The sequence below is a fragment of the Sphingomonas bacterium genome, assembly GCF_903642285.1.
GTDB lineage: Bacteria > Pseudomonadota > Alphaproteobacteria > Sphingomonadales > Sphingomonadaceae > Sphingomonas.
This window is the reverse complement of record NZ_CAHJWJ010000020.1, coordinates 27,017-44,288: the sequence shown is the minus strand read 5'-3', so window position 1 is coordinate 44,288 and position 17,272 is coordinate 27,017. Positions and strand designations below refer to the sequence as shown.

At 64.6% G+C, this 17,272-nt stretch carries 26 protein-coding genes; 24 read left to right on the top strand and 2 right to left on the bottom strand.

All coding sequences use genetic code 11. The annotated features are described in order from the left end of the window. Positions 1-70: 70 nt before the first annotated feature. From HUU99_RS11110 to HUU99_RS11100, 3 genes are all read left to right on the top strand, one after another. Positions 71-565: a helix-turn-helix domain-containing protein gene (locus HUU99_RS11110; protein ID WP_368039953.1), complete on the top strand. Its 495-nt coding sequence runs from the start codon at positions 71-73 to the stop codon at positions 563-565. A 205-nt stretch (positions 566-770) separates the two neighbouring features. After that, the gene (locus HUU99_RS11105; protein WP_174286653.1) at positions 771-1,559 is read left to right on the top strand and encodes a hypothetical protein; all 789 of its coding nucleotides are present in this window, start codon (positions 771-773) and stop codon (positions 1,557-1,559) included. A 52-nt stretch (positions 1,560-1,611) separates the two neighbouring features. Next, on the top strand, positions 1,612-1,851 hold the full coding sequence (locus tag HUU99_RS11100; RefSeq protein ID WP_174286652.1) for a hypothetical protein: 240 nt from the start codon (positions 1,612-1,614) through the stop codon (positions 1,849-1,851). A 57-nt stretch (positions 1,852-1,908) separates the two neighbouring features. Here HUU99_RS11100 and HUU99_RS11095 read toward each other — a convergent pair whose 3' ends face one another. Further along, entirely contained in the window at positions 1,909-2,157 is a 249-nt protein-coding gene (locus tag HUU99_RS11095) for a hypothetical protein (RefSeq protein ID WP_174286651.1), read from the bottom strand. Between the two features lie 113 nt (positions 2,158-2,270). Between HUU99_RS11095 and HUU99_RS11090 the strand changes: the two genes are divergently transcribed. The 21 genes from HUU99_RS11090 to HUU99_RS15825 all read left to right on the top strand — a co-directional run bounded on the left by HUU99_RS11090 (position 2,271) and on the right by HUU99_RS15825 (position 17,000). Further along, positions 2,271-2,570: an addiction module antidote protein gene (locus HUU99_RS11090; protein WP_174286650.1), complete on the top strand. Its 300-nt coding sequence runs from the start codon at positions 2,271-2,273 to the stop codon at positions 2,568-2,570. Positions 2,571-3,151: 581 nt separating this feature from the next. Beyond that, the gene (locus HUU99_RS11085) at positions 3,152-3,334 is read left to right on the top strand and encodes a hypothetical protein (RefSeq protein WP_174286649.1); all 183 of its coding nucleotides are present in this window, start codon (positions 3,152-3,154) and stop codon (positions 3,332-3,334) included. Then, the gene (locus tag HUU99_RS11080; protein ID WP_174286648.1) at positions 3,331-3,975 is read left to right on the top strand and encodes a DUF3164 family protein; all 645 of its coding nucleotides are present in this window, start codon (positions 3,331-3,333) and stop codon (positions 3,973-3,975) included. Before HUU99_RS11085 ends, HUU99_RS11080 begins: the two co-directional genes overlap by 4 nt. Next, on the top strand, positions 3,972-4,649 hold the full coding sequence (locus HUU99_RS11075) for a hypothetical protein (protein ID WP_174286647.1): 678 nt from the start codon (positions 3,972-3,974) through the stop codon (positions 4,647-4,649). The genes HUU99_RS11080 and HUU99_RS11075 overlap by 4 nt, the downstream gene beginning before the upstream one ends. Positions 4,650-4,826: 177 nt before the next feature. Continuing rightward, positions 4,827-5,012: a hypothetical protein gene (locus HUU99_RS11070; RefSeq protein WP_174286646.1), complete on the top strand. Its 186-nt coding sequence runs from the start codon at positions 4,827-4,829 to the stop codon at positions 5,010-5,012. A 272-nt stretch (positions 5,013-5,284) separates the two neighbouring features. Beyond that, positions 5,285-5,677, top strand: a complete 393-nt coding sequence (locus HUU99_RS11065; protein ID WP_368039952.1) for an HNH endonuclease — start codon at positions 5,285-5,287, stop codon at positions 5,675-5,677. A 45-nt stretch (positions 5,678-5,722) separates the two neighbouring features. After that, positions 5,723-6,193 (top strand): terminase small subunit, encoded by a 471-nt coding sequence (locus tag HUU99_RS11060; RefSeq protein ID WP_174286644.1) that lies wholly within the window; start codon positions 5,723-5,725, stop codon positions 6,191-6,193. Further along, positions 6,190-7,707: a terminase large subunit gene (locus HUU99_RS11055; RefSeq protein ID WP_174286643.1), complete on the top strand. Its 1,518-nt coding sequence runs from the start codon at positions 6,190-6,192 to the stop codon at positions 7,705-7,707. Before HUU99_RS11060 ends, HUU99_RS11055 begins: the two co-directional genes overlap by 4 nt. 10 nt (positions 7,708-7,717) lie before the next feature. Continuing rightward, positions 7,718-9,064: a phage portal protein gene (locus tag HUU99_RS11050; RefSeq protein WP_174286642.1), complete on the top strand. Its 1,347-nt coding sequence runs from the start codon at positions 7,718-7,720 to the stop codon at positions 9,062-9,064. Then, positions 9,057-10,046 (top strand): head maturation protease, ClpP-related, encoded by a 990-nt coding sequence (locus HUU99_RS11045; RefSeq protein ID WP_174286641.1) that lies wholly within the window; start codon positions 9,057-9,059, stop codon positions 10,044-10,046. Before HUU99_RS11050 ends, HUU99_RS11045 begins: the two co-directional genes overlap by 8 nt. Positions 10,047-10,055: 9 nt before the next feature. Continuing rightward, on the top strand, positions 10,056-11,456 hold the full coding sequence (locus HUU99_RS11040) for a phage major capsid protein (RefSeq protein ID WP_217430817.1): 1,401 nt from the start codon (positions 10,056-10,058) through the stop codon (positions 11,454-11,456). 97 nt (positions 11,457-11,553) lie between these two features. Next, positions 11,554-11,850, top strand: a complete 297-nt coding sequence (locus HUU99_RS11035; RefSeq protein ID WP_174286640.1) for a hypothetical protein — start codon at positions 11,554-11,556, stop codon at positions 11,848-11,850. A 62-nt stretch (positions 11,851-11,912) separates the two neighbouring features. Then, a complete protein-coding gene (locus HUU99_RS11030; RefSeq protein WP_174286639.1) occupies positions 11,913-12,824 on the top strand; it encodes a spike base protein, RCAP_Rcc01079 family in 912 nt (303 codons plus the stop codon). Continuing rightward, positions 12,824-14,056, top strand: a complete 1,233-nt coding sequence (locus HUU99_RS11025) for an SGNH/GDSL hydrolase family protein (protein ID WP_174286638.1) — start codon at positions 12,824-12,826, stop codon at positions 14,054-14,056. The genes HUU99_RS11030 and HUU99_RS11025 overlap by 1 nt, the downstream gene beginning before the upstream one ends. A 73-nt stretch (positions 14,057-14,129) precedes the next feature. Beyond that, complete coding sequence (locus HUU99_RS11020; RefSeq protein ID WP_174286637.1) at positions 14,130-14,774, top strand: head-tail connector protein; 645 nt, start codon at positions 14,130-14,132, stop codon at positions 14,772-14,774. Next, a complete protein-coding gene (locus HUU99_RS11015) occupies positions 14,774-15,109 on the top strand; it encodes a phage head closure protein (RefSeq protein WP_174286636.1) in 336 nt (111 codons plus the stop codon). The genes HUU99_RS11020 and HUU99_RS11015 overlap by 1 nt, the downstream gene beginning before the upstream one ends. Next, complete coding sequence (locus tag HUU99_RS11010) at positions 15,106-15,582, top strand: HK97 gp10 family phage protein (RefSeq protein ID WP_174286635.1); 477 nt, start codon at positions 15,106-15,108, stop codon at positions 15,580-15,582. The genes HUU99_RS11015 and HUU99_RS11010 overlap by 4 nt, the downstream gene beginning before the upstream one ends. Then, a complete protein-coding gene (gp17, locus tag HUU99_RS11005) occupies positions 15,575-15,976 on the top strand; it encodes a tail completion protein gp17 (protein WP_174286634.1) in 402 nt (133 codons plus the stop codon). The genes HUU99_RS11010 and gp17 overlap by 8 nt, the downstream gene beginning before the upstream one ends. A gap of 12 nt (positions 15,977-15,988) precedes the next feature. After that, positions 15,989-16,438, top strand: a complete 450-nt coding sequence (locus HUU99_RS11000; protein WP_174286633.1) for a hypothetical protein — start codon at positions 15,989-15,991, stop codon at positions 16,436-16,438. Then, positions 16,438-16,887 (top strand): hypothetical protein, encoded by a 450-nt coding sequence (locus tag HUU99_RS10995; RefSeq protein ID WP_174286632.1) that lies wholly within the window; start codon positions 16,438-16,440, stop codon positions 16,885-16,887. Before HUU99_RS11000 ends, HUU99_RS10995 begins: the two co-directional genes overlap by 1 nt. Next, on the top strand, positions 16,887-17,000 hold the full coding sequence (locus HUU99_RS15825; RefSeq protein ID WP_174286631.1) for a phage tail assembly chaperone: 114 nt from the start codon (positions 16,887-16,889) through the stop codon (positions 16,998-17,000). The genes HUU99_RS10995 and HUU99_RS15825 overlap by 1 nt, the downstream gene beginning before the upstream one ends. Here HUU99_RS15825 and HUU99_RS10985 read toward each other — a convergent pair. Then, positions 16,984-17,253: a hypothetical protein gene (locus HUU99_RS10985; protein WP_174286630.1), complete on the bottom strand. Its 270-nt coding sequence runs from the start codon at positions 17,251-17,253 to the stop codon at positions 16,984-16,986. The two genes, HUU99_RS15825 and HUU99_RS10985, sit on opposite strands and share 17 nt — an antisense overlap. Between the last annotated feature and the right edge of the window lie 19 nt (positions 17,254-17,272).

The window sequence follows — 17,272 nt, the reverse complement described above, 5'->3', positions numbered from 1 at the left end:
GGGTTCCTGATAGGCCTGTCAATCGACAATCTTGTCTGGCTAGCTATCAGGGAAATTATAGTTTGCCCCGATGATGGTGGGTGAGCGCATAAAGGACCGGCTCGTGACGCTTGAGATCAGCCAAGCTGAGCTCGCGCGGCGCGTGAAGCTAAGTCAGCCCGCGATTAACGGCCTGATCCGTGGCGCTACACGTTCATCCACGCACCTTCATCGGATAGCCCGAGCTTTGAGTACGTCTGCAGCGTATCTCGAAGGCGAAACCGACGATCCGGACGAGAACGCGCCGCCTCCACTGCCACCGCCGACGGTCCAGCATCTCATGATGCCGGTCGCGCTGCCGAGCGAAGCGGCACTGGCGGCGGCATTCGAGGCGCAGCTTCGTGTATTCGGGGATCTGCAGGGGGCCGAGCTTGCTCGTGCGCTCGCCAGGCGATTGCCCAGCGCGCTCGGGCGGCTGCAAGCCGCCGCGCTGTACGAGGAGACGGTCGCCGGTCCTGCTGACGACGAAGATCAGCAACCACCAGAGCAAGCTCGTCCCGAATCGCGGCGAGCTCAGCGCAGATGACCCCGCACCGCTCACACCCATGCGCGCAACCCGGCCCGCGACGGAACACGCTTTCCACCACCCCGACTCGGGCCTCCGTTCCTGCTATGTTCCTAGCACGGTTGCGGACTGTCGACCGCGGGGGGAATTGGATCGGATTTCGATCGATCATCTATGGCGCTTTGCAAGAATGCGCGAACGCCACCGAAAAAGGAGCAGGCTCGCGATGGCACCGACCGAAAACGATATTTGGCCTGGTGAGCCGAACACGCCCTTTCGTCGCCTGTGGGCGGAGGTAAAGGACAAGCGCGTCGAGCCGCCGCGATCGGACGTGCGCATCGCCGTGACGTTCGAGGACGAGCCAGGCGGATCGGCGGTGCGGCGCGATAACAGCTCGGCTTGGGTAGCCCAGATGCGGTACCGCGATGCGAAGGGGCGGGAAACCGAGCGTCTGTTCCGATGCCTCCGGCTGACACAGTCGTTCGGCAAGATGAACGTGATGGCCTGGTGTTACGAGCGCGAGGCCGTCCGCCAGTTCTGCGTCGACAACATCATCGAGCTAGCGGACGCCTATACAGGCGAGTGTTTCGACCCGCTGCTGCGGTTCGAGCAGCTGCGCGACAGCGGCGCGCTGGGCTGTGACGACATGGTCCTGACCGATCTGGCGCGCGTTCTGCAGTTTATGGCAGGCTGCGATGGCGAATATCATCCGCTCGAGCGCGAAGCGATCGTCACGCAGCTGGAGCGCTATGCGCTGCGGTTCGACGGCTGCGAGAAAGCGCTGGAGCGGGTGGTCGCCGGACTGGACGACATCGCCCCTGATGGCACGGACCTGGTGCGTGCGGTCAAGAAGTTCAGCCGAATGCGCGACGGTGCGCGCTTCTGCCGGTTCGTGCTCGACAGTGGAGCGGCGGTTATCGATGCTGACGGGCGGCAGACGCCGGACGAGGTGCGCTGGGCGGTGGAGTTGAGTGCGACGTTGAAGGGGGTTGTCGACCGAGGCGCGCTGCATTGAACGTCCGCGGTCGCGCGCTGATGGTGGCTGACCTTGAATCGAGGAATTCGACATGAGCGAAGTGCCCGTCGATGCTGATGACACGGTCACGATCCGATCTGCGGACATGATGGTGATGATTGCATATCTCGCCAATGCAACGGTGCAGCAGAGCAACGCGATCGGTGCGTTGGCAGCAGGCGATACCCAAGCCACGCATAAAGCACTCACCAAGGCAGGAGAACAAATGGACGGATTTATTGCTCTCCTGGGCCAAAAGATGGGAGAGGATGTGTCGGTTGAGCAGCGTTGACGATCGCTTCCAAGCCCAGTTCGCTGAGTTGCAACGTCAGCGAAACGAGCAAAGAGGTTACACCGCGCCCTTGCCTGGCGGCGGCGGCGGGGGCACATCTGACGGATGTCGGACGATTGGAAATCGAGCGTTGATACTCAGCTCAAGAACCTTCGGGACGATGTCGTCCAAATTCGCAATTGGCTCGTTGGCGCGATCGCCGTCCCGCTGCTCGCGATCGTTGGCTTGTACGTTTATAACGGCAGCAAGTTCGATCGGATCGACGGCAAGTTTGAAGCCGTCAATCAGCGGATCGGGGAGGTCCAAGCGTCTCAGGCCCGCGTCGAGGGGAAGCTCGATATATTGATTGGCCAGCGGAACACTCCTCGGACTGCTTCCAAAACCGCTCTTCCGAATCAGTAGACGGACATTCCGTCACCATGCCCATCAAGACCAGGCCGTACGATGCGGCAAAACATTTCGCCGATGACGAGGCGCAGATCGATCTCATCAGCGATGCGCTCGCGACGGGCCATGTCGGCTATATCGCCGCCGCGCTCGGCACGATCGCGAAGGCGCGCGGGATGACCGCCGTCGCCGGCGACACCGGCCTCAGCCGCCAGTCGCTGCACAAGGCGCTGAGCGCGGACGGCAACCCGACGCTCGACACGGTGATGAAGGTGCTCGACGCGCTCGGCCTGCAGCTCGAGGCGAAGGTACGGGTGGCCGAGGCGGCCTGAAGCGAGCGCGCGCGAGCGCCGACCCCGATGGTCATCGCGTGATGCGGGTATCGCGCGGGTATCGGGTGCCAGACGCGCCGCCCGGACCCTAGCAATTCCGCCGTTTCCGGCAACCGCGGCGGAGGGTTCCTCCGCCTATATGCCGATCTTCGTCGCTCTTTCTTGCGAACCAGTTTCACTATATGTTCGCCCAATGCAGGGGGCCATTCCAGCGCTACCCCGACGGGTAGAGGCGCTGGCCTACATCTACGGTCGGATCAGGCGATCCGGTAGCAGCCCGACCTATGACGAAATCGGGCTGGCGATGCGTCCTCGCGTCAGTAAAACGCGAGCGCGTCGACTGGTCGACGAGCTCGTTGCCCTAGGTCCGATCGAGCGGCTCCCTGGATCGAACCGAGGGATCGGTATCCGCGACGAAGATTTATGCCGTCGGATGATCGATGATGGCCTTAGCGATGCAGGTTGGTGGCGCGCCGAACCGAACAGTTTCACGCTCGTCGCCCCGTGCACCAATGTGCACCTACCTCGTGTTGAACCATTTGAGCATATAGCCCCCGCCGCCTAGATACCGGGGATTGCAGATGAACGTTGCTCGAGCACGTGCTGAACTCGCCAAGATCGAGACTGCCGACGTCAAACTCTCGAAGCCTCAATATGAGGCGATGCTCGGCGAGATCGAACGCGGCCAGCAGGCCGAACGGCTGCTCATCAATGTGCGCTCGCAGCTGAATGCCGCGGGCGAATTCGCGAGCATTTCGGCATGAGCGCCAGCGCGAGCGCGCATCCTGCAACCATCGATGTCGAAGGCCAGCAGTATTTACGCGACGCGAAAGGTGCGCTGGTGCCGGTCGGAGCCATCAAGTCAATCGATCTCCTCATGGATGAGCTCGTCCGCAACTTGCTCAGCGGCGCAGCGGCGCTCTCGGCAGAGATCGGCGCGTTCAAGGGTAACGTTTTCGAGCAGGTCGGCGCGCATCAGGCGCTGATCGCGCAGGAGTTCGGCGCGAAGATTGGCGGCGCGAAGGGCAACATCACGCTCACGACGTTCGACGGTCGTCAGCGCGTTCTCGTCCAGGTCTCCGATCAGATCGAGTTCGGGCCGGAGATCCAGGCGGCCAAGTCTCTGATCGACGAGTGTCTCACCGAATGGGCGGCGACGGGTGGCATAGAGCTGCGGGCTTTGGTCAATCGCGTGTTTCAGGTCGATCAACAAGGCACGATCAATCGCGCGGAGGTTTTTAGGCTTCTGCGGGTGCAGATCGAGGACGCACGGTGGCAGCGCGCTATGGACGCGATCCGCGAAAGCATGCGGGTGATCGGCTCTCGAACCTACGTGCGGTTTCAGCAGCGCGACAATGGCGATGCAGCCTGGCGTGGCGTCACGCTAGACATCGCATCGGCGTGAGCCGCTGGATCATCCTTCGCACGAGCGGAAGCCACACGCGACCGTTGTCCAGCTCGCTTCACGATGCAGGCTACGAGGCTTGGTCACCGGGTAGAACGCTGCGCCGCTACATGCCGGCGAAGACACCGACCGGTACGCGCTTGATCGAAACCGATGTTGCGATCCTTCCGACTTTCGTGTTCGCGCCGGCAGCGCACCTTGACCCGCTGCTCGGTTTGGCCGCGCAGCGCGTGGGTCCGCATCCATCGTTCTCCGTATTCCACCATGGGGGCCGCGTTCCGTTGATCTCTGATCGCAGCATCGATGGCCTCCGCGCTGAGGAAGCGGAGCAGGCGGCGCTTATCGCCGCGATGCACATGGCCGAGAGCAGAGCCGAAGCTGACCGCATACGGATCGCAGCCATCAAATCGGCCGCGTCACGCCGGCGCGCGGAGCGCGAGCTTGAGCGCGATCGTCGGAACGAACTTCGGCGAGCGCCCATTGCATTGTCGGATGGGGCCGAGGTCGAGGTCATCGACATGCCCGCACTCGTCGGTGTCCGCGGTGTGTTCGAACGGGCGGACGGACCTTATGCCCACGTGCGGTTCGGCAATCGTTCATGGAAAATTGAGGGTTGGCGCATATGCCCAGCCGCGATAAACGACAACTCCGCTCTCCGGAGCACCGCCGCCTAAGCGGCATTCGGGAAAGACGAACTGGGGCATCGACCCTTGCGCGCCCGCCACAACTTCCACGCGATGCGTCGCGGAGGAAGTCGTAAGCTTGCCGGTGATCCGACCTGACGATCGCCTTACAGCATCCATACCCGTGCGCCGCGGCCAACCGCGCGCATCCTTGCGTTCGGAGCCAGAATGGCGCGCAGACCAACTCCCACCACCGGCGAGCGCCTCCGCGCGGAGGGCGACAAGCTCTACGACCTCGCGGATCGCTGGGATGCCTCAGAGCGTCACTTGTCGCTTCGCCAGCAGTTGCACCACGAAGTCGAGCAGCTCGCGAACACCGTCCGTGCCGTCGTCCGTGGCCGCGGCTTCGGTTGATCGTCTACACCCCGGGCTGGTTTCCCAGACCCATCAGCATCCAATACTCGCGGAGCCTGGCACCGCTGCTCGAAGGAGTGGCGATCCGCCAGGCACTCAGTACGACAGCGCAGGTGCAAGCCTCGCTGTCGCGGCCGGGCGCTTCCATTGTCGCCCGGCCGCACCCGACATGGCTAGATGCCCTCAGCCGATGATCGCGATTAACATTCGCGGCGACGTCAAGACATGGGAACGAGGGGCAGACGAAGCGCGGCGCATCAGCACGACGCTTGATGGATTGTTCAGGCGTCGTCGCAATGGCTGAACGTCTTCGCGGTCGCGCTGGCCAAGCGCAACGGGCGCGACGGCTTCGCGCCGAGCCGCTGTGCCGGCGTTGCTCTGAGCGCGGGATGGTGAGCGCTTCAACGGTCCCCGACCATATCAAGCCGCTGGCGTTGGGCGGCAGCGACGACGACAGCAACATTCGGTGCCTGTGCAAGTCGTGCCACGACGAGGTAACCGCGGAGCAGTTCGGACAGCGCCAGGCGCGGCCGATCGGCTGCGACGCCAGCGGCCTGCCAACCGACCCGCGCCACCCTTGGCATGGATCGATTGACCGGGGGGGGCCGTCAAAACTTTCGGCGCTGATGCCTGGACACCGCATCGACCCTCAATTTCATCGCTAATACAGTATTTGCCCCGGCGTTGTCGGCGCGGACAGGATGGTCCCCATGGCGCGTCGTCAGCGCATCGACAGCGCGACAGGCGCGGTTCAGACGATGGCCGCTGCTGCGCGTGATCTTGAGCCGCCAAAGCATCTGAAGCTGCGCCGCGGTGACGGTCCGTTCTGGGATGCGGTCATCAAGGAACGCGCGAAGAGCGAGTGGACCGATGCTGACATCGCGGTCGCTGCCAACCTCGCGCGTGCGATGGCCGATGCCGAGCGCATAGCGGGCGCGCCGGTCGATCGGGCGGGCAACGTCAAACTCTCCGTCCTGATCCAAACGATCGAGCTGTCGGACAAGCTTGCGCGGCGCATAGTCACGCTGAGGCGCGCGCTCGGCATGGATAATCGAGCGAAGAACGGCGAACAGCGGGACGTGAATCGTCGGCGCGAGCATGCGATGGGCATCGAGGGCGGCCACAACCCGATGGCTGACGACGAGGACGGCCTCCTGGCAAGGCCGTCGACGCTGCAGTGACCCGCGGCGAGCGCGTCATCGCGTTCATCGAGCGCTACTGCCTCGTCCCCGAAGGGAAACTGGTCGGGAAGCCAGTCAGGCTCGTACCATTCCAGCGCAAATTCATCTTGGAGGTATACGACAACCCGGCTGGCACAACGGAGGGTATCCTCTCCATCGCGCGTAAGAACGGCAAGTCTGCGCTGATTGCGTGCATATTGCTGGCGCATCTCGCCGGGCCGGAAGCGCGCCTCAACAGCCAGATCGTCAGCGGCGCGCGGTCGCGCGACCAGGCGGCCCTAGTGTTCAATCTCGCGTCGAAGATGATCTCGCTTTCGGCCGACCTATCCAAGCTGATCCGGATCGTGCCTAGCGGTAAACGGCTGATCGGGCTGGCGCTGAACGTCGAATATCGCGCGCTGGCAGCCGATGGCCATACGGCGCATGGCCTGTCGCCCGTCCTCGCGATCCTCGACGAGCTTGGTCAGGTCCGCGGCCCGCAGGATGATTTCGTCGAAGCGATCGAGACGGCGTCGGGCGCATATGACGACGCGCTGCGGCTGATCATTTCGACGCAAGCACCGACCGACGCCGATATGCTGTCGATCAAGATCGACGACGCGCTACGGTCGAAAGACCTGAAGATCGTCGCCCACGTATACGCGGCCGAGAAGGACGCCGACGTACTCGACACCAAGGCGCACGCCGCGGCGAACCCGGCGCTGGGCCTATTTCGGTCGCTGCCCGAGTTGCTAGCCGCGGCGGAGAAGGCATCCCGGATGCCGTCGGCCGAGAACGGGTTCCGCAACCTGTACCTCAACCAGCGGGTCAACCGGTTCTCGCCGTTCATATCGCCGAGCGTGTGGGGCGCAACGAACGGCGAGATCGACGAGGCGGCGTTCACCCGCGGCGTGGTATACGGCGGTCTCGATCTGGCCGAGACGACCGATCTGGTGGCGTTCGTGCTGATCGCGCAGGACGAGCATGGCTGCTGGCACGTCAAGGCATGGTTCTGGAAGCCGGCGGCGACCGTCGGCGATCATACGAAGCGCGATCGCGTACCGTACGACCTATGGGTGCAGCAGGGCCTGATCGAAACGACACCCGGCGTCGCGGTCGATTACGAATATGTCGCGCGGCAGATCGGCGATATCTGCGCGCCGTATCAGATCGCGAAGATCGCCTACGACAGGTTCCGGTTCAAGACGCTGGAAGCGCAGATGCAGAAGATCGGCGTGACCTTGCCGTTCGAACCGATGGGCCAGGGCTATGTATCAATGGCGCCCGCCATGGACGTGGTCGAAATCGACTTCCTGAACGGCAATATTCGCCACGGCGGCAACCCGGTCATGACCATGTGCGCGGCCAATGCTGTCGTCATCAAGGACCCGGCCGGCAACCGGAAGCTCGACAAGTCGAAATCCACAGGCCGCATCGACGGCATGGTGTCGCTGGTGATGGCCCGCGGGATTGCCGCGGCAGAAACGCCTGAGGGTCCATCGGTCTACGAGGGGCGTGGCATCCGGATGATCTGAGGGGACGTAGATGCCATCTCCCGACGATTATCGGCGCAGCGCGGGCTTCCGCCGCAGCTCCGCCTCCGGTCTGACGATACCTCACGCCAGCTGGGCGTACGGCGACAACCCGCTGAGTGAGAATTACGTGTTCGAGGATCTAGCCGATCCGCGCCTCGCGGCGTTCGTGGGTGCCGGCCGCCATACTTCGGCAGGCGTCCGGGTCGGCGAACACCTCGCGCTGCGCAATTCGACATTCAATCGGTCATGCAATCTGATTGCGACGTCGATGGGCATGCTTCCCATCCACCTGATGCGCAACCTACCCAACGGAGACACGGAGGAAGCGCAGGATCACCCGTTCTACCGCGTGCTGAAGAGCCGCCCGAACGATTTTCAGACGGCGATGGAGTTCAAGTCGCAGCTGCAAATGGCAGCGCTGCTTGATGGCAACGCCTATGCGCTGGTCGTGCGAGGTTTCCGGGGTAAGATTGTCGCACTAATTCCTATGAAGCGCGGCACGATGACGCCGCTGCTCTCGGAGGATTACAAGCTGACGTTCCGGTACAACCCGGCGGGTGGCGGATCAAAAATCCTTGCGGCGGGGGATGTGTTTCACTTCCGGTCTCCGATTACGCTCGACGGGCTGCGCGGCGTCTCGCTGCTGGATGTCGCGGCCCAGGCGATCGGGATTGCTTCCCAGGCCGAGCATGCCGCGGGCAGGCTGTTCCGGCAGGGCGTGCTCGTCGGCGGTGCGCTGGAATCGGCAAGCACCCTGTCCGACAAGGCCTATGCACGGCTGCGCGAGGATCTGGAGGAGCGCTATTCATCCGCGGAGAACGCGCAGAAGTGGATGATCCTGGAAGAAGGGCTGAAGGCCAGCACGCTGACCGGCGATCCGGACAAGACCCAGCACCTCGAGACCCGCCAGCGCCAATCGGAGGAAATTCTTCGCTTTACCGGCGTCCCGCGACCGCTCGCGATGCTGGATGGCACGACCTGGGGCACCGGCACGGAGGTTCTAGGGCAGTTCTTCGTCACATACTGCCTGCTCGGCTGGTTCGTCGCATGGGAACAGGCGATCGAGCGCTGCCTCACCGACGCCGAGCAGGGAACGCTCTACGCCAAGTTCAACGACGGCGCGCTTCTGCGCGGGTCGCTCAAGGATCAGGCCTCGTTCTTCGCCAGCGCGCTCGGCTCGGGCGGATCGCAGGCATGGATGACGCCCGACGAGGTCCGCGCGAACTTCGACCAGAACAAGATCGCCGGTGGTGACCAGTTGCCGGCACGCGCCGCCGCAAAAGCACCGACGGACCCATCGGATGCACCCGACGACCCGCCAGCACCCCCCGATCCGAAGGAAACGAAGAATGGCTGACACGCCACAGGCACCGGGGAAGCCGGCTGCCGCCAAGTGCATCGACGGCCGCTCGATCCCGGGCAAGCCGGGAGCCGTGCCGAGCGCAGCCGGCGCACCGCGCGGCGTGGTGGGGCGTATCAACGGTCGCGAGCGCGGCCCGGCGCTGCCCGTGCCCGCCGATCGCCGCGTGTCGGCGTTCACGAACCCCTCGGTTCTGGAACGCTGGGCCGAGGACTCGGCGGGCGTTCGCGCCGTGGCCGTCGGCGACAATGTCATCACGATCTTCGACGATATCGGCGAGGATTTCTGGACCGGCGGCGGGGTGACAGCGAAGAGCGTCTCGGCGCAGCTGCGCGCCATCGGCGATCGCCCGATCGAGCTTCAGATCAACTCGCCCGGCGGCGACGTGTTCGAGGGCTTCGCGATCTACAACGTGCTGCGCGAACATCCGCAGCCGGTCAACGTGAAGATCATGGGCATGGCGGCGTCGGCCGCATCCGTGATCGCGATGGCGGGCGATACGATCGAGATCGGGGCCGCTGCGTTTGTCATGGTGCATAACTGCTGGTGCGGCGCGGTCGGCAACCGGCACGACTTCCAGGAGGTCGCCGACTTCCTCGCGCCGTTCGATCTCGCCGCCGCGCAGGTCTACGCACAGAAGTCCGGGCAGACCGTCGCCGAGTGCCAGAAGCTGATGGACGCCGAGACGTTCATGTCGGGCGCGACCGCGATCAGCGCCGGGTTCGCCGACAGCCTGCTCGCGGCCGATCAGACGAAGCGCGACCCCGCCACGAAGGCGTCGGACCGGGCGCGCGCCGCGATCACCGCCCTCGAGCTGAAGCTCGTGGCCGGCGGCGACACCCGCGCCCAGGCGCGCGAGCATATCCAGAAGATCAAGGCCACGCCCGGCGCTGGCCCTGTAGCCGACACGCCAGGCGCTGGCGGCGACACCGAGTTGGCGGCCGCGATGGCCAGCCTGCTCACCACCCTACAAAGCTGAGGTAACATCATGAAGAAGATGAACATGACCGCCCTCGCGGCGGTGGCGACGGTGCTCGCCTATCCGTTCCGCGCAGCGGCAGCGGCGCTGTCGCCGAATCGCGCGCTCGACGTGCCGACCCTCACCCTAGCCGACTATGAGATCGATCCGGTCCTGGCAGTCCGCGCTACCCCGCGTGCGCTCACCGGCGTCTCGGTCCGAGCCGACGTCTCGGGTGATCCGAAGGTAATGTTCGAGGCGCTGAACCTTGCGTTCAAGGAGTTCAAGGACACCAACGACGAGAAGGTGAAGGGCCACGTCGACGTCTTGGTCGATCTGAAGCTGAGCGCGATCAATGCCACGCTTGCCGACCTCGAGAAGGCGATCGACGACCAGGCAAAGGCTGCGGCGGCGGCAACGCTGAGCGGCGGCCGTCAGCCCGTCGATGCGGCCTATACCGGGCTTTTCGGCTCCTACATGCGTGACGGCAAGCGTGAGGACGAGGAGAAGCTCAAGCAGGAGCAGAAGGTCGGCATTCGGATGGCGATGTCGGAAGGCTCGCCCGCCGATGGTGGTCTGACGGCGCCGATCGAGTGGGATCGCACCATCACCGAGCGGCTGAAGCTAATCTCGCCGCTCCGCGCCGAGGCGACCGTTCAGTCGATCAGCAAGGCCGGCTTCATCAAGCTGTTCACCGATCGCACGATCGGCTCCGGTTGGGTTGGCGAAACCGCGTCGCGGCCGGCCACGACCACGCCGCAGTTCACCGCACTCCCCTTCGTCCCGGGCGAAATCTACGCGAACGCCGCGGCGTCGCAGGATCTGCTCGACGACAGCGAAGTGAACATGGAAGAGTGGCTGACGAACGAGATCGAGATCGAGTTCTCGCGCCAGGAAGGAATCGCCTTCGTGGCCGGGGACGGCTCGAACAAGCCCTTCGGCGTCCTCAGCTATGTCACTGGCGGTTCGGCGGCAGCGCGGCATCCTTGGGGTGCGATCCAGGTTCGCAACAGCGCGGCCGCAGCGGCCCTGACGGCCGATCAGGTGTCGAACATCGTCTATGATCTGCCGGCGATGTACACTCCCAACGCCAAGTGGTTCATGAACCGACTGTCGATGGGTCAGGTCCGACTGCTCCAGGATACGCAGAAGCGTTACCTTTGGCAGCCGTCCTACCAGGTCGGGCAGCCGTCGACCCTGCTCGGCGCGCCGATCGTCGACGTCCCCGACATGCCGAACGTCGCCGCAGGTGCGATCCCGATCCTGTTCGGCGACATGAAGGAGACGTATCTGGTCATCGACCGGATCGGCTTCCGCGTGCTGCGCGATCCGTACACGAACAAGCCCTACATCAGCTTCTACTGCACGAAGCGCGTCGGCGGGGGCGTGAAGAACCCGGACGCCATGAAGGCGATGCTGATCAGCGCCTGATCTCGACAACCAACGATCGCCGGGCCGGCTCACGCTGGCCCGGTTGTCCGAAGTCCCGCCGCGGCGAGGCTTCGGTCAACCAAGGAGCATCATCACCATGGCCGATACCACCAGCGATATCGCCGCGAACGCCTCGATCGTCGCGGACCTCGACACCTCCGGTGCCGCGAAGATCGCGCCCGCCACCACGTTCAGCACGAGCGGCGCGCCCGTCCAGATCGTCCCCGACGTCGATCCGGATCATCCCGCAGTCGACAACGACCCTCGGAAGAACACGACCGTGCAGCAGAACCGGATCGACTTCAACGATCCGACGCTGACCGGCCGGGACGCCGCCGCGAAGATGCTGGCCGATCAGAAGACCATCGCGACCTCGGCAGAAACCAAGGCCTGACCCCTTCGACGCCGGCCCGCCCCCTTGGCCGGCGTCGATCCTCCTGAAGCGAGACGTCCGATATGGTAACGACACCCATTCCGGCGGGTACGGACGTCGGCGCCCTCGTCGCGTCGACCACGCAGCCGATCTCTGCACTTGCCCTGCCGCTGCCGGCCGGCGCTGCGACCGATGCGAAGGCCGAATCCATCCGCGCGCTGCTCGCCGCGGCGCTGACGGTCGGCCTGCCGGCCGGGGCCGCGACTGACGCCACGTTGCAGGCGATCCTGACCAAGCTCGGCACCGCGCGGGTCGAGACGCTGTTCACCGACGATACCGGTACGTTCTTCGTCCGCGTTGACAACGCCGGCGCGATCAGCTGGACCGACACGTCGGGTAATGCGAGCGCAGCCCCCGGGGTCGGCCAACGCCCCGCGGCCGGCGCGACGGTCCTCCTCGACAAGTCGGCGTTCGTCGCCACGGCGGCCGCGGCCGGCTATTCGGTCGGCGATTATCTCGACCATATTGTGACGACCGACCCGGGCAGCGGTGTCGTCATCGGCAACTTCTGGGTCAACAGCTCCACGGGGCTGAAACTGGCGGCCGCGCCTGCATCCGGAAACATCTCGCCGATCTCGCCGCTACCGACGGGCGCCGCCACGCTCGCGTCGCAGACGGCGGGTAACGCGCTGCTGACCGCGATCCAGGCGCTGCTGACCGCGCCGCTCGCCCTCCCCACAGGGGCGGCGTCCGACGCGAGCGTCAAGGCCAGCGCGCCGGCCGACAACTTCGCAGGGATCGCGACCAGCGACACGGTCGCACTGGCGACGGTTCCGAAGGCGCTGTTCATCGGCGGTGCCGGCAACCTGGTGGTGAAGGGCGGCGATGGAGTTCAGGCGACGTTCGCGGTGGTCGCCGGCCAGATCGTCCCGATCCGCGCGCGGTTCGTCATGACCACCGGCACGACGGCAACCGGTATCGTGGCGATCTCCTGATGCTCGGGCTGGGGCTGTCACCATCGCAGGTCGCTGTGCGGCGAGCTGCGCGCATCTTAGCGCCGCCTCCTCTTGCCTTCGCTCTCAACGGCTCAACCAACCCCAAGCTCAAAGCGATGCTGGCCCGAGTCAAGGCCGGCACCGGCCGCGGGTTGATCCTGGTGAAGGGCACGAGCCTAGAAGTCGGATGCGGTGGCGCGATAACCGCCAACGGGACGAGTAGCAGCGTCGCGTCCCAGCTCGTAAATGCCCGACCCTACCGGCCGGCGGCTGTGCTGGCCGGGCTCGCAACTGCCGCGGGTTATCCGTGCTTCGATGACAGCATGGTCGGTGACAACAACGTCACGCCCTACACCACTCTATCAATCTATGACCCGCGAATCTCGTTCCCGAGCGGGGTCTGGACGGCAGCCGGATCAACCACGAGCCCGAACAGCTTCCCATTCGCTGGCGCAAACTACCTCAACGGTACGGGCTTTGGCCCTTTGGTATTTACGCCAGACGTTGGCGCGAACACCTTCATTGTGGACGTCTACAATGTCGGCGGAGCGTTCACGTTCAGCGTCAACGGCGCAGCGCCGACATCGATCACCGCGCCCGGTGCGACCATATCGGGCAACACGGTAACGGCACCGAGTTCGAGCAGCGGCTTCACCAGGATCACCGTGGTGGGCGGCCTCGGCACGACCGGGCTTTCGGTGACGCCGGGAACCAATGCGCTGCTCCGCTCGATCACGGGATACAACAGCGCCACCCCTGCCATCGACATGCTGGTCCACGCTTCCAATGGCTCGCTGTCCAGCGATCAGGCTGCGGAGAGTTCTGGAAATCACTGGTACAACAACGACGCGCTGGCCTTCGATGCTCCGGACCTGACGCTAATCGCCGTGGGCACGAATGACTGTTCACAGGGAGTTCCGATTGCAACGTTCATTGCCAACGTACAGACGATCGTAAATACCGCGAGACTAAGCGGCGACGCTGCTGTCTACTGGACCACCGCGGCTAATCCTGCCACGTTCTCGACCGCAGCCGCGCAGGGTAACTACCGGGATGCGCTGGCTAGCTGGGCCGCTTCGAACAATGTCGCGTTCTGGGATCAGCTTACCAAATTCGGCGACTGGTCGGTGATCGGACCAAGAACGGCCGATCAGACGGTTCACCCGAACAGGGGCCTATATGCCGACATCGGAGCCTATAACTGGTCCTGCGTTCAGGCGATGGCCGCATGATCCGCCGCATCCTCGCCGCGCTGATCGGCCCCCGCTCGCAGCCCGATGACTATCGCTATGGGAGCCATCGGTAATGCTCGCAACCCTGATCGCGCTCGGCGTCATCCCGACGGACAGCGGGACGGTTCTGCCACCGACGCCGCTCGCCGACCTGGAGCCGCTGACGCTTGACGAGGTGAAGCTCAACCTTCGCGTCGACGACACCGACGAAGACACGCTGATCGAAGGGCTGATCACCGCTGCGCGGATACACGTCGAGGGCTACACTGGCCTGGTGCTGACGCCGCGGACGGTGACGGAGACGGTGCCGCAGCTGGGGCGGTGGGTCGACCTGGACTCGTGGCCGGTGACCGGCGTCAGCGCGATCCGCTACCCGCTCAGCGGCGTCCTGACGCCGATGGCGACCGGATCGTGGGCAACGAGCTTCGTTCGCCGGCCGGTGCGGTTGCTCCCGACGGCGGTCGGCTGGGGACTTGGCACGGCACGCTACGGCTCGACCGCTTGGTCGCTGCCGACGTTGCCGGTCGAAATCGACGTTCAGGCCGGCTACGCGACCCCGGCAGATGTCCCACAGACCGTGAAACAGGCGATGCAGCTGCTGATCAGCCACCTTTACAGCAATCGTGCCGCCTCCGAAGTTGGGCTGCGCGCCGCAGCAATCGAGATACCGTTCGGGGTTCGCGAGTTGCTGCAAAGCTCGCGTCTGGTGCGCGTCTGATGCCCCTTCGTCCGGGCGATCTGCGCCAGCGCGTCACCATCCAGGAAGTCAGCGAGACCCTGAACGCTGGCGGGGGAAAGACCAAGGCCTGGAACGACGTTGCGACTGTGTGGGCACAGGTTACCCCGTCAAGTGGCGGCGAAGCCTTCGCCCAAGGCGTTGCTCGCAACACCCAATTCTACAAGGTGCTCATCCGATATCGGGCTGGAGTGACCCCGCGTAATCGTATGGTGTGGAACGGCCAGCCGCTGAACATCCGCACCTGCTCAGATCCGGACGGAACGCGTGAGGCGCTCCAGATGATGGCGGAAAGTGGCTCTCCGGAGCCAGCATGAGCCGATCGACCATCAAAGGCGCGGCCAGCTTCAAACGCCTAATCAAAGCACTGCCGGATACCGCGAACAAGCGGCTGATCGGGTTCCTAAACGATGCCGGCCCGGTACTGGTCGGCGTCATGCAGTCGCAGCTCCCGGTGCTGGCGTCGCCGCGGCCGAACCGTACCGCGGGGGCGCTGCGCGACAGCATCAAATACAAGGTCACGCCCACCACCCTGAACCTGAAAGTGGGCCAGATCGCGAAGCGGGATGTCCTGTTTTACGGCCATATCCTGAACGTCGGCCGCAAAGCGAAGACGGTGCCTATCAGGCGCGGGCCGCGCGCCGGCGCGACGATGAAAATCAGCGCGTTGCCCGGCCTCTACGTGCTGAACCGGGTGAAGGTGAAGTTCCTGGACGGCTCGCTGCCGGGATACCGCGCGCTGCTCGACAACATCCTGACCGAAGCGTCGCAGGGAGCCGGCAATGACTGATCTCGCCGGCGCATGCCAGCTCGCCATCTACGCCGCGCTGACCGCGATCGACGGGTTGCCGCCTGTCGTGTCCGAAGTGCCCATGAACGAGCAGGATCAGGCGGTCTTCCCGTTCATCCTGCTCGGCGACGACAACGTCACGCAGATCGGATCGAAGACGCATCGGGTCGAGCGCCACGAGGTCAGCATCCACGTCTGCATGCAGTCGACGTCGAAGCTGATCGTCCGCGGATATCAGGAACAGGTCCGCGCCGCGCTGCACGACCAGCCGATCGCGGCCGACGGGGCCAGCCTCTCGAACCCGGTCGCTCTCAACCAGAACACCCCGTTGCTCGACGACGGCGCGACTTACGTCGGGTCGAGCATCTTCGCCATCATCGCTCAAGACGCATAACGGAGAACGACCATGACCAGCACGGTTCTACTCGGCGACAACTACCTACTGTGGGTCTCGGCGATCGGTGCGGCTCCGCCCGTCTACGCCGTCATCCAGGGTCAGGGCACCGCCACGATCAACCGGTCGCAGAACAAGATAGCGACGTCGTCGAAGACGACGCAGGGTTACGGCACCAACGCCTATGGCCTGATCGATCTCACCATCGACCTCGACATCCTGCCGACGCTGCCCGACCCGACCGGCTACACGCAGTTCGAAACGAACTGCAACGCCGTTCCGCGGACGCCTTTCGCGATCGAAATCCGAAAGAATGGCTTGGCGGGCGTTGAAGCAGATGCGATCTTCTCCGCTGTCATGTACGGCTCCATTACGAGCACGGCACTGACGCAAGCCGAGAAGGTGCAGTGCAAGGCGCAGCTCGCCCTCGCTGCCGCTCCGACCGTCGACGCGCTGAAGTGATGCTCGCGAACGAAGAGCGTGGCGAGTTCGACATCGAACTCGCCGGCGGCACGTTCTCGATGCGGCCTTCATGGGACGCCATTCAGGCATTCGAGAAGGGTACGGGTCGGTCGTTGCTCGTGCTGGCTGGGCAGGCCGCGGCGAAGGCGCTGGACACCCGGTCGATGGCGACGATCGTCGTCGAGTGCGTTGCCGCCTGGGGGCGTGCGAAGGGCATCATGTCGGCGCAGGGGTTCGATATCGACCGCACCGCGGGCATGATCATGGACTCGCCCGGCGGGCCGCTCGTGCTGTGCGAGCGCCTGCGATTGATGCTCTATATGGCGGCGACCGGCGGGATCACATCGTCGGGGGAAGTCCGGGCACCGGTGGCAAAGGCGGCACCGGTGCCGGAAATCAAACCCTCGGCAACCGCCCGGAAGCGGAAGATGCCGGCCGCCGGCGGCTGATGGGGCTGGCCGCTGCTTGCCTCGGGTGGCGGCCGACCGAGTTCTATGACGCTACGCCGGCGGAGTTCTTCGCGGCGCTCGAGCAGTGGCGGGCGATCAACTGTCCAAGCTGACACCTTTCAGTCGGTCGACCGCGGAAACGATGGCACCAGCCCCATAGAAAATCGCTCCAGCAAGGGTCAAAGCAAGCGCCAGTTGCGCGTGACTGCTTTGACCCAGTGCGGAGACCGCGTTCGCGATTGCTGTCGAAAAATCCGGTGCGGGCGCTGTCATAAGGCGTTCAGCGCTGGTCGACAATGCCAGCGTAGTCGCAACACCGCCGATGAAGAGCATGAAGCCCAATGCTCGCAGCAAAACGCTTTCCATAACTATCTCCGGAGAATCG

Bases quoted from the DNA above. Each gene is read 5' to 3' on its own strand.
- HUU99_RS11110 (WP_368039953.1), top strand. From the start codon at position 71: ATGATGGTGGGTGAGCGCATAAAGGACCGGCTCGTGACGCTTGAGATC.
- HUU99_RS11105 (WP_174286653.1), top strand. From the start codon at position 771: ATGGCACCGACCGAAAACGATATTTGGCCTGGTGAGCCGAACACGCCC.
- HUU99_RS11100 (WP_174286652.1), top strand. From the start codon at position 1,612: ATGAGCGAAGTGCCCGTCGATGCTGATGACACGGTCACGATCCGATCT.
- HUU99_RS11090 (WP_174286650.1), top strand. From the start codon at position 2,271: ATGCCCATCAAGACCAGGCCGTACGATGCGGCAAAACATTTCGCCGAT.
- HUU99_RS11085 (WP_174286649.1), top strand. From the start codon at position 3,152: ATGAACGTTGCTCGAGCACGTGCTGAACTCGCCAAGATCGAGACTGCC.
- HUU99_RS11080 (WP_174286648.1), top strand. From the start codon at position 3,331: ATGAGCGCCAGCGCGAGCGCGCATCCTGCAACCATCGATGTCGAAGGC.
- HUU99_RS11070 (WP_174286646.1), top strand. From the start codon at position 4,827: ATGGCGCGCAGACCAACTCCCACCACCGGCGAGCGCCTCCGCGCGGAG.
- HUU99_RS11065 (WP_368039952.1), top strand. From the start codon at position 5,285: ATGGATTGTTCAGGCGTCGTCGCAATGGCTGAACGTCTTCGCGGTCGC.
- HUU99_RS11060 (WP_174286644.1), top strand. From the start codon at position 5,723: ATGGCGCGTCGTCAGCGCATCGACAGCGCGACAGGCGCGGTTCAGACG.
- HUU99_RS11050 (WP_174286642.1), top strand. From the start codon at position 7,718: ATGCCATCTCCCGACGATTATCGGCGCAGCGCGGGCTTCCGCCGCAGC.
- HUU99_RS11045 (WP_174286641.1), top strand. From the start codon at position 9,057: ATGGCTGACACGCCACAGGCACCGGGGAAGCCGGCTGCCGCCAAGTGC.
- HUU99_RS11040 (WP_217430817.1), top strand. From the start codon at position 10,056: ATGAAGAAGATGAACATGACCGCCCTCGCGGCGGTGGCGACGGTGCTC.
- HUU99_RS11035 (WP_174286640.1), top strand. From the start codon at position 11,554: ATGGCCGATACCACCAGCGATATCGCCGCGAACGCCTCGATCGTCGCG.
- HUU99_RS11030 (WP_174286639.1), top strand. From the start codon at position 11,913: ATGGTAACGACACCCATTCCGGCGGGTACGGACGTCGGCGCCCTCGTC.
- HUU99_RS11025 (WP_174286638.1), top strand. From the start codon at position 12,824: ATGCTCGGGCTGGGGCTGTCACCATCGCAGGTCGCTGTGCGGCGAGCT.
- HUU99_RS11020 (WP_174286637.1), top strand. From the start codon at position 14,130: ATGCTCGCAACCCTGATCGCGCTCGGCGTCATCCCGACGGACAGCGGG.
- HUU99_RS11015 (WP_174286636.1), top strand. From the start codon at position 14,774: ATGCCCCTTCGTCCGGGCGATCTGCGCCAGCGCGTCACCATCCAGGAA.
- HUU99_RS11010 (WP_174286635.1), top strand. From the start codon at position 15,106: ATGAGCCGATCGACCATCAAAGGCGCGGCCAGCTTCAAACGCCTAATC.
- gp17 (WP_174286634.1), top strand. From the start codon at position 15,575: ATGACTGATCTCGCCGGCGCATGCCAGCTCGCCATCTACGCCGCGCTG.
- HUU99_RS11000 (WP_174286633.1), top strand. From the start codon at position 15,989: ATGACCAGCACGGTTCTACTCGGCGACAACTACCTACTGTGGGTCTCG.
- HUU99_RS10995 (WP_174286632.1), top strand. From the start codon at position 16,438: ATGCTCGCGAACGAAGAGCGTGGCGAGTTCGACATCGAACTCGCCGGC.
- HUU99_RS15825 (WP_174286631.1), top strand. From the start codon at position 16,887: ATGGGGCTGGCCGCTGCTTGCCTCGGGTGGCGGCCGACCGAGTTCTAT.
- HUU99_RS10985 (WP_174286630.1), bottom strand. From the start codon at position 17,253: ATGGAAAGCGTTTTGCTGCGAGCATTGGGCTTCATGCTCTTCATCGGC.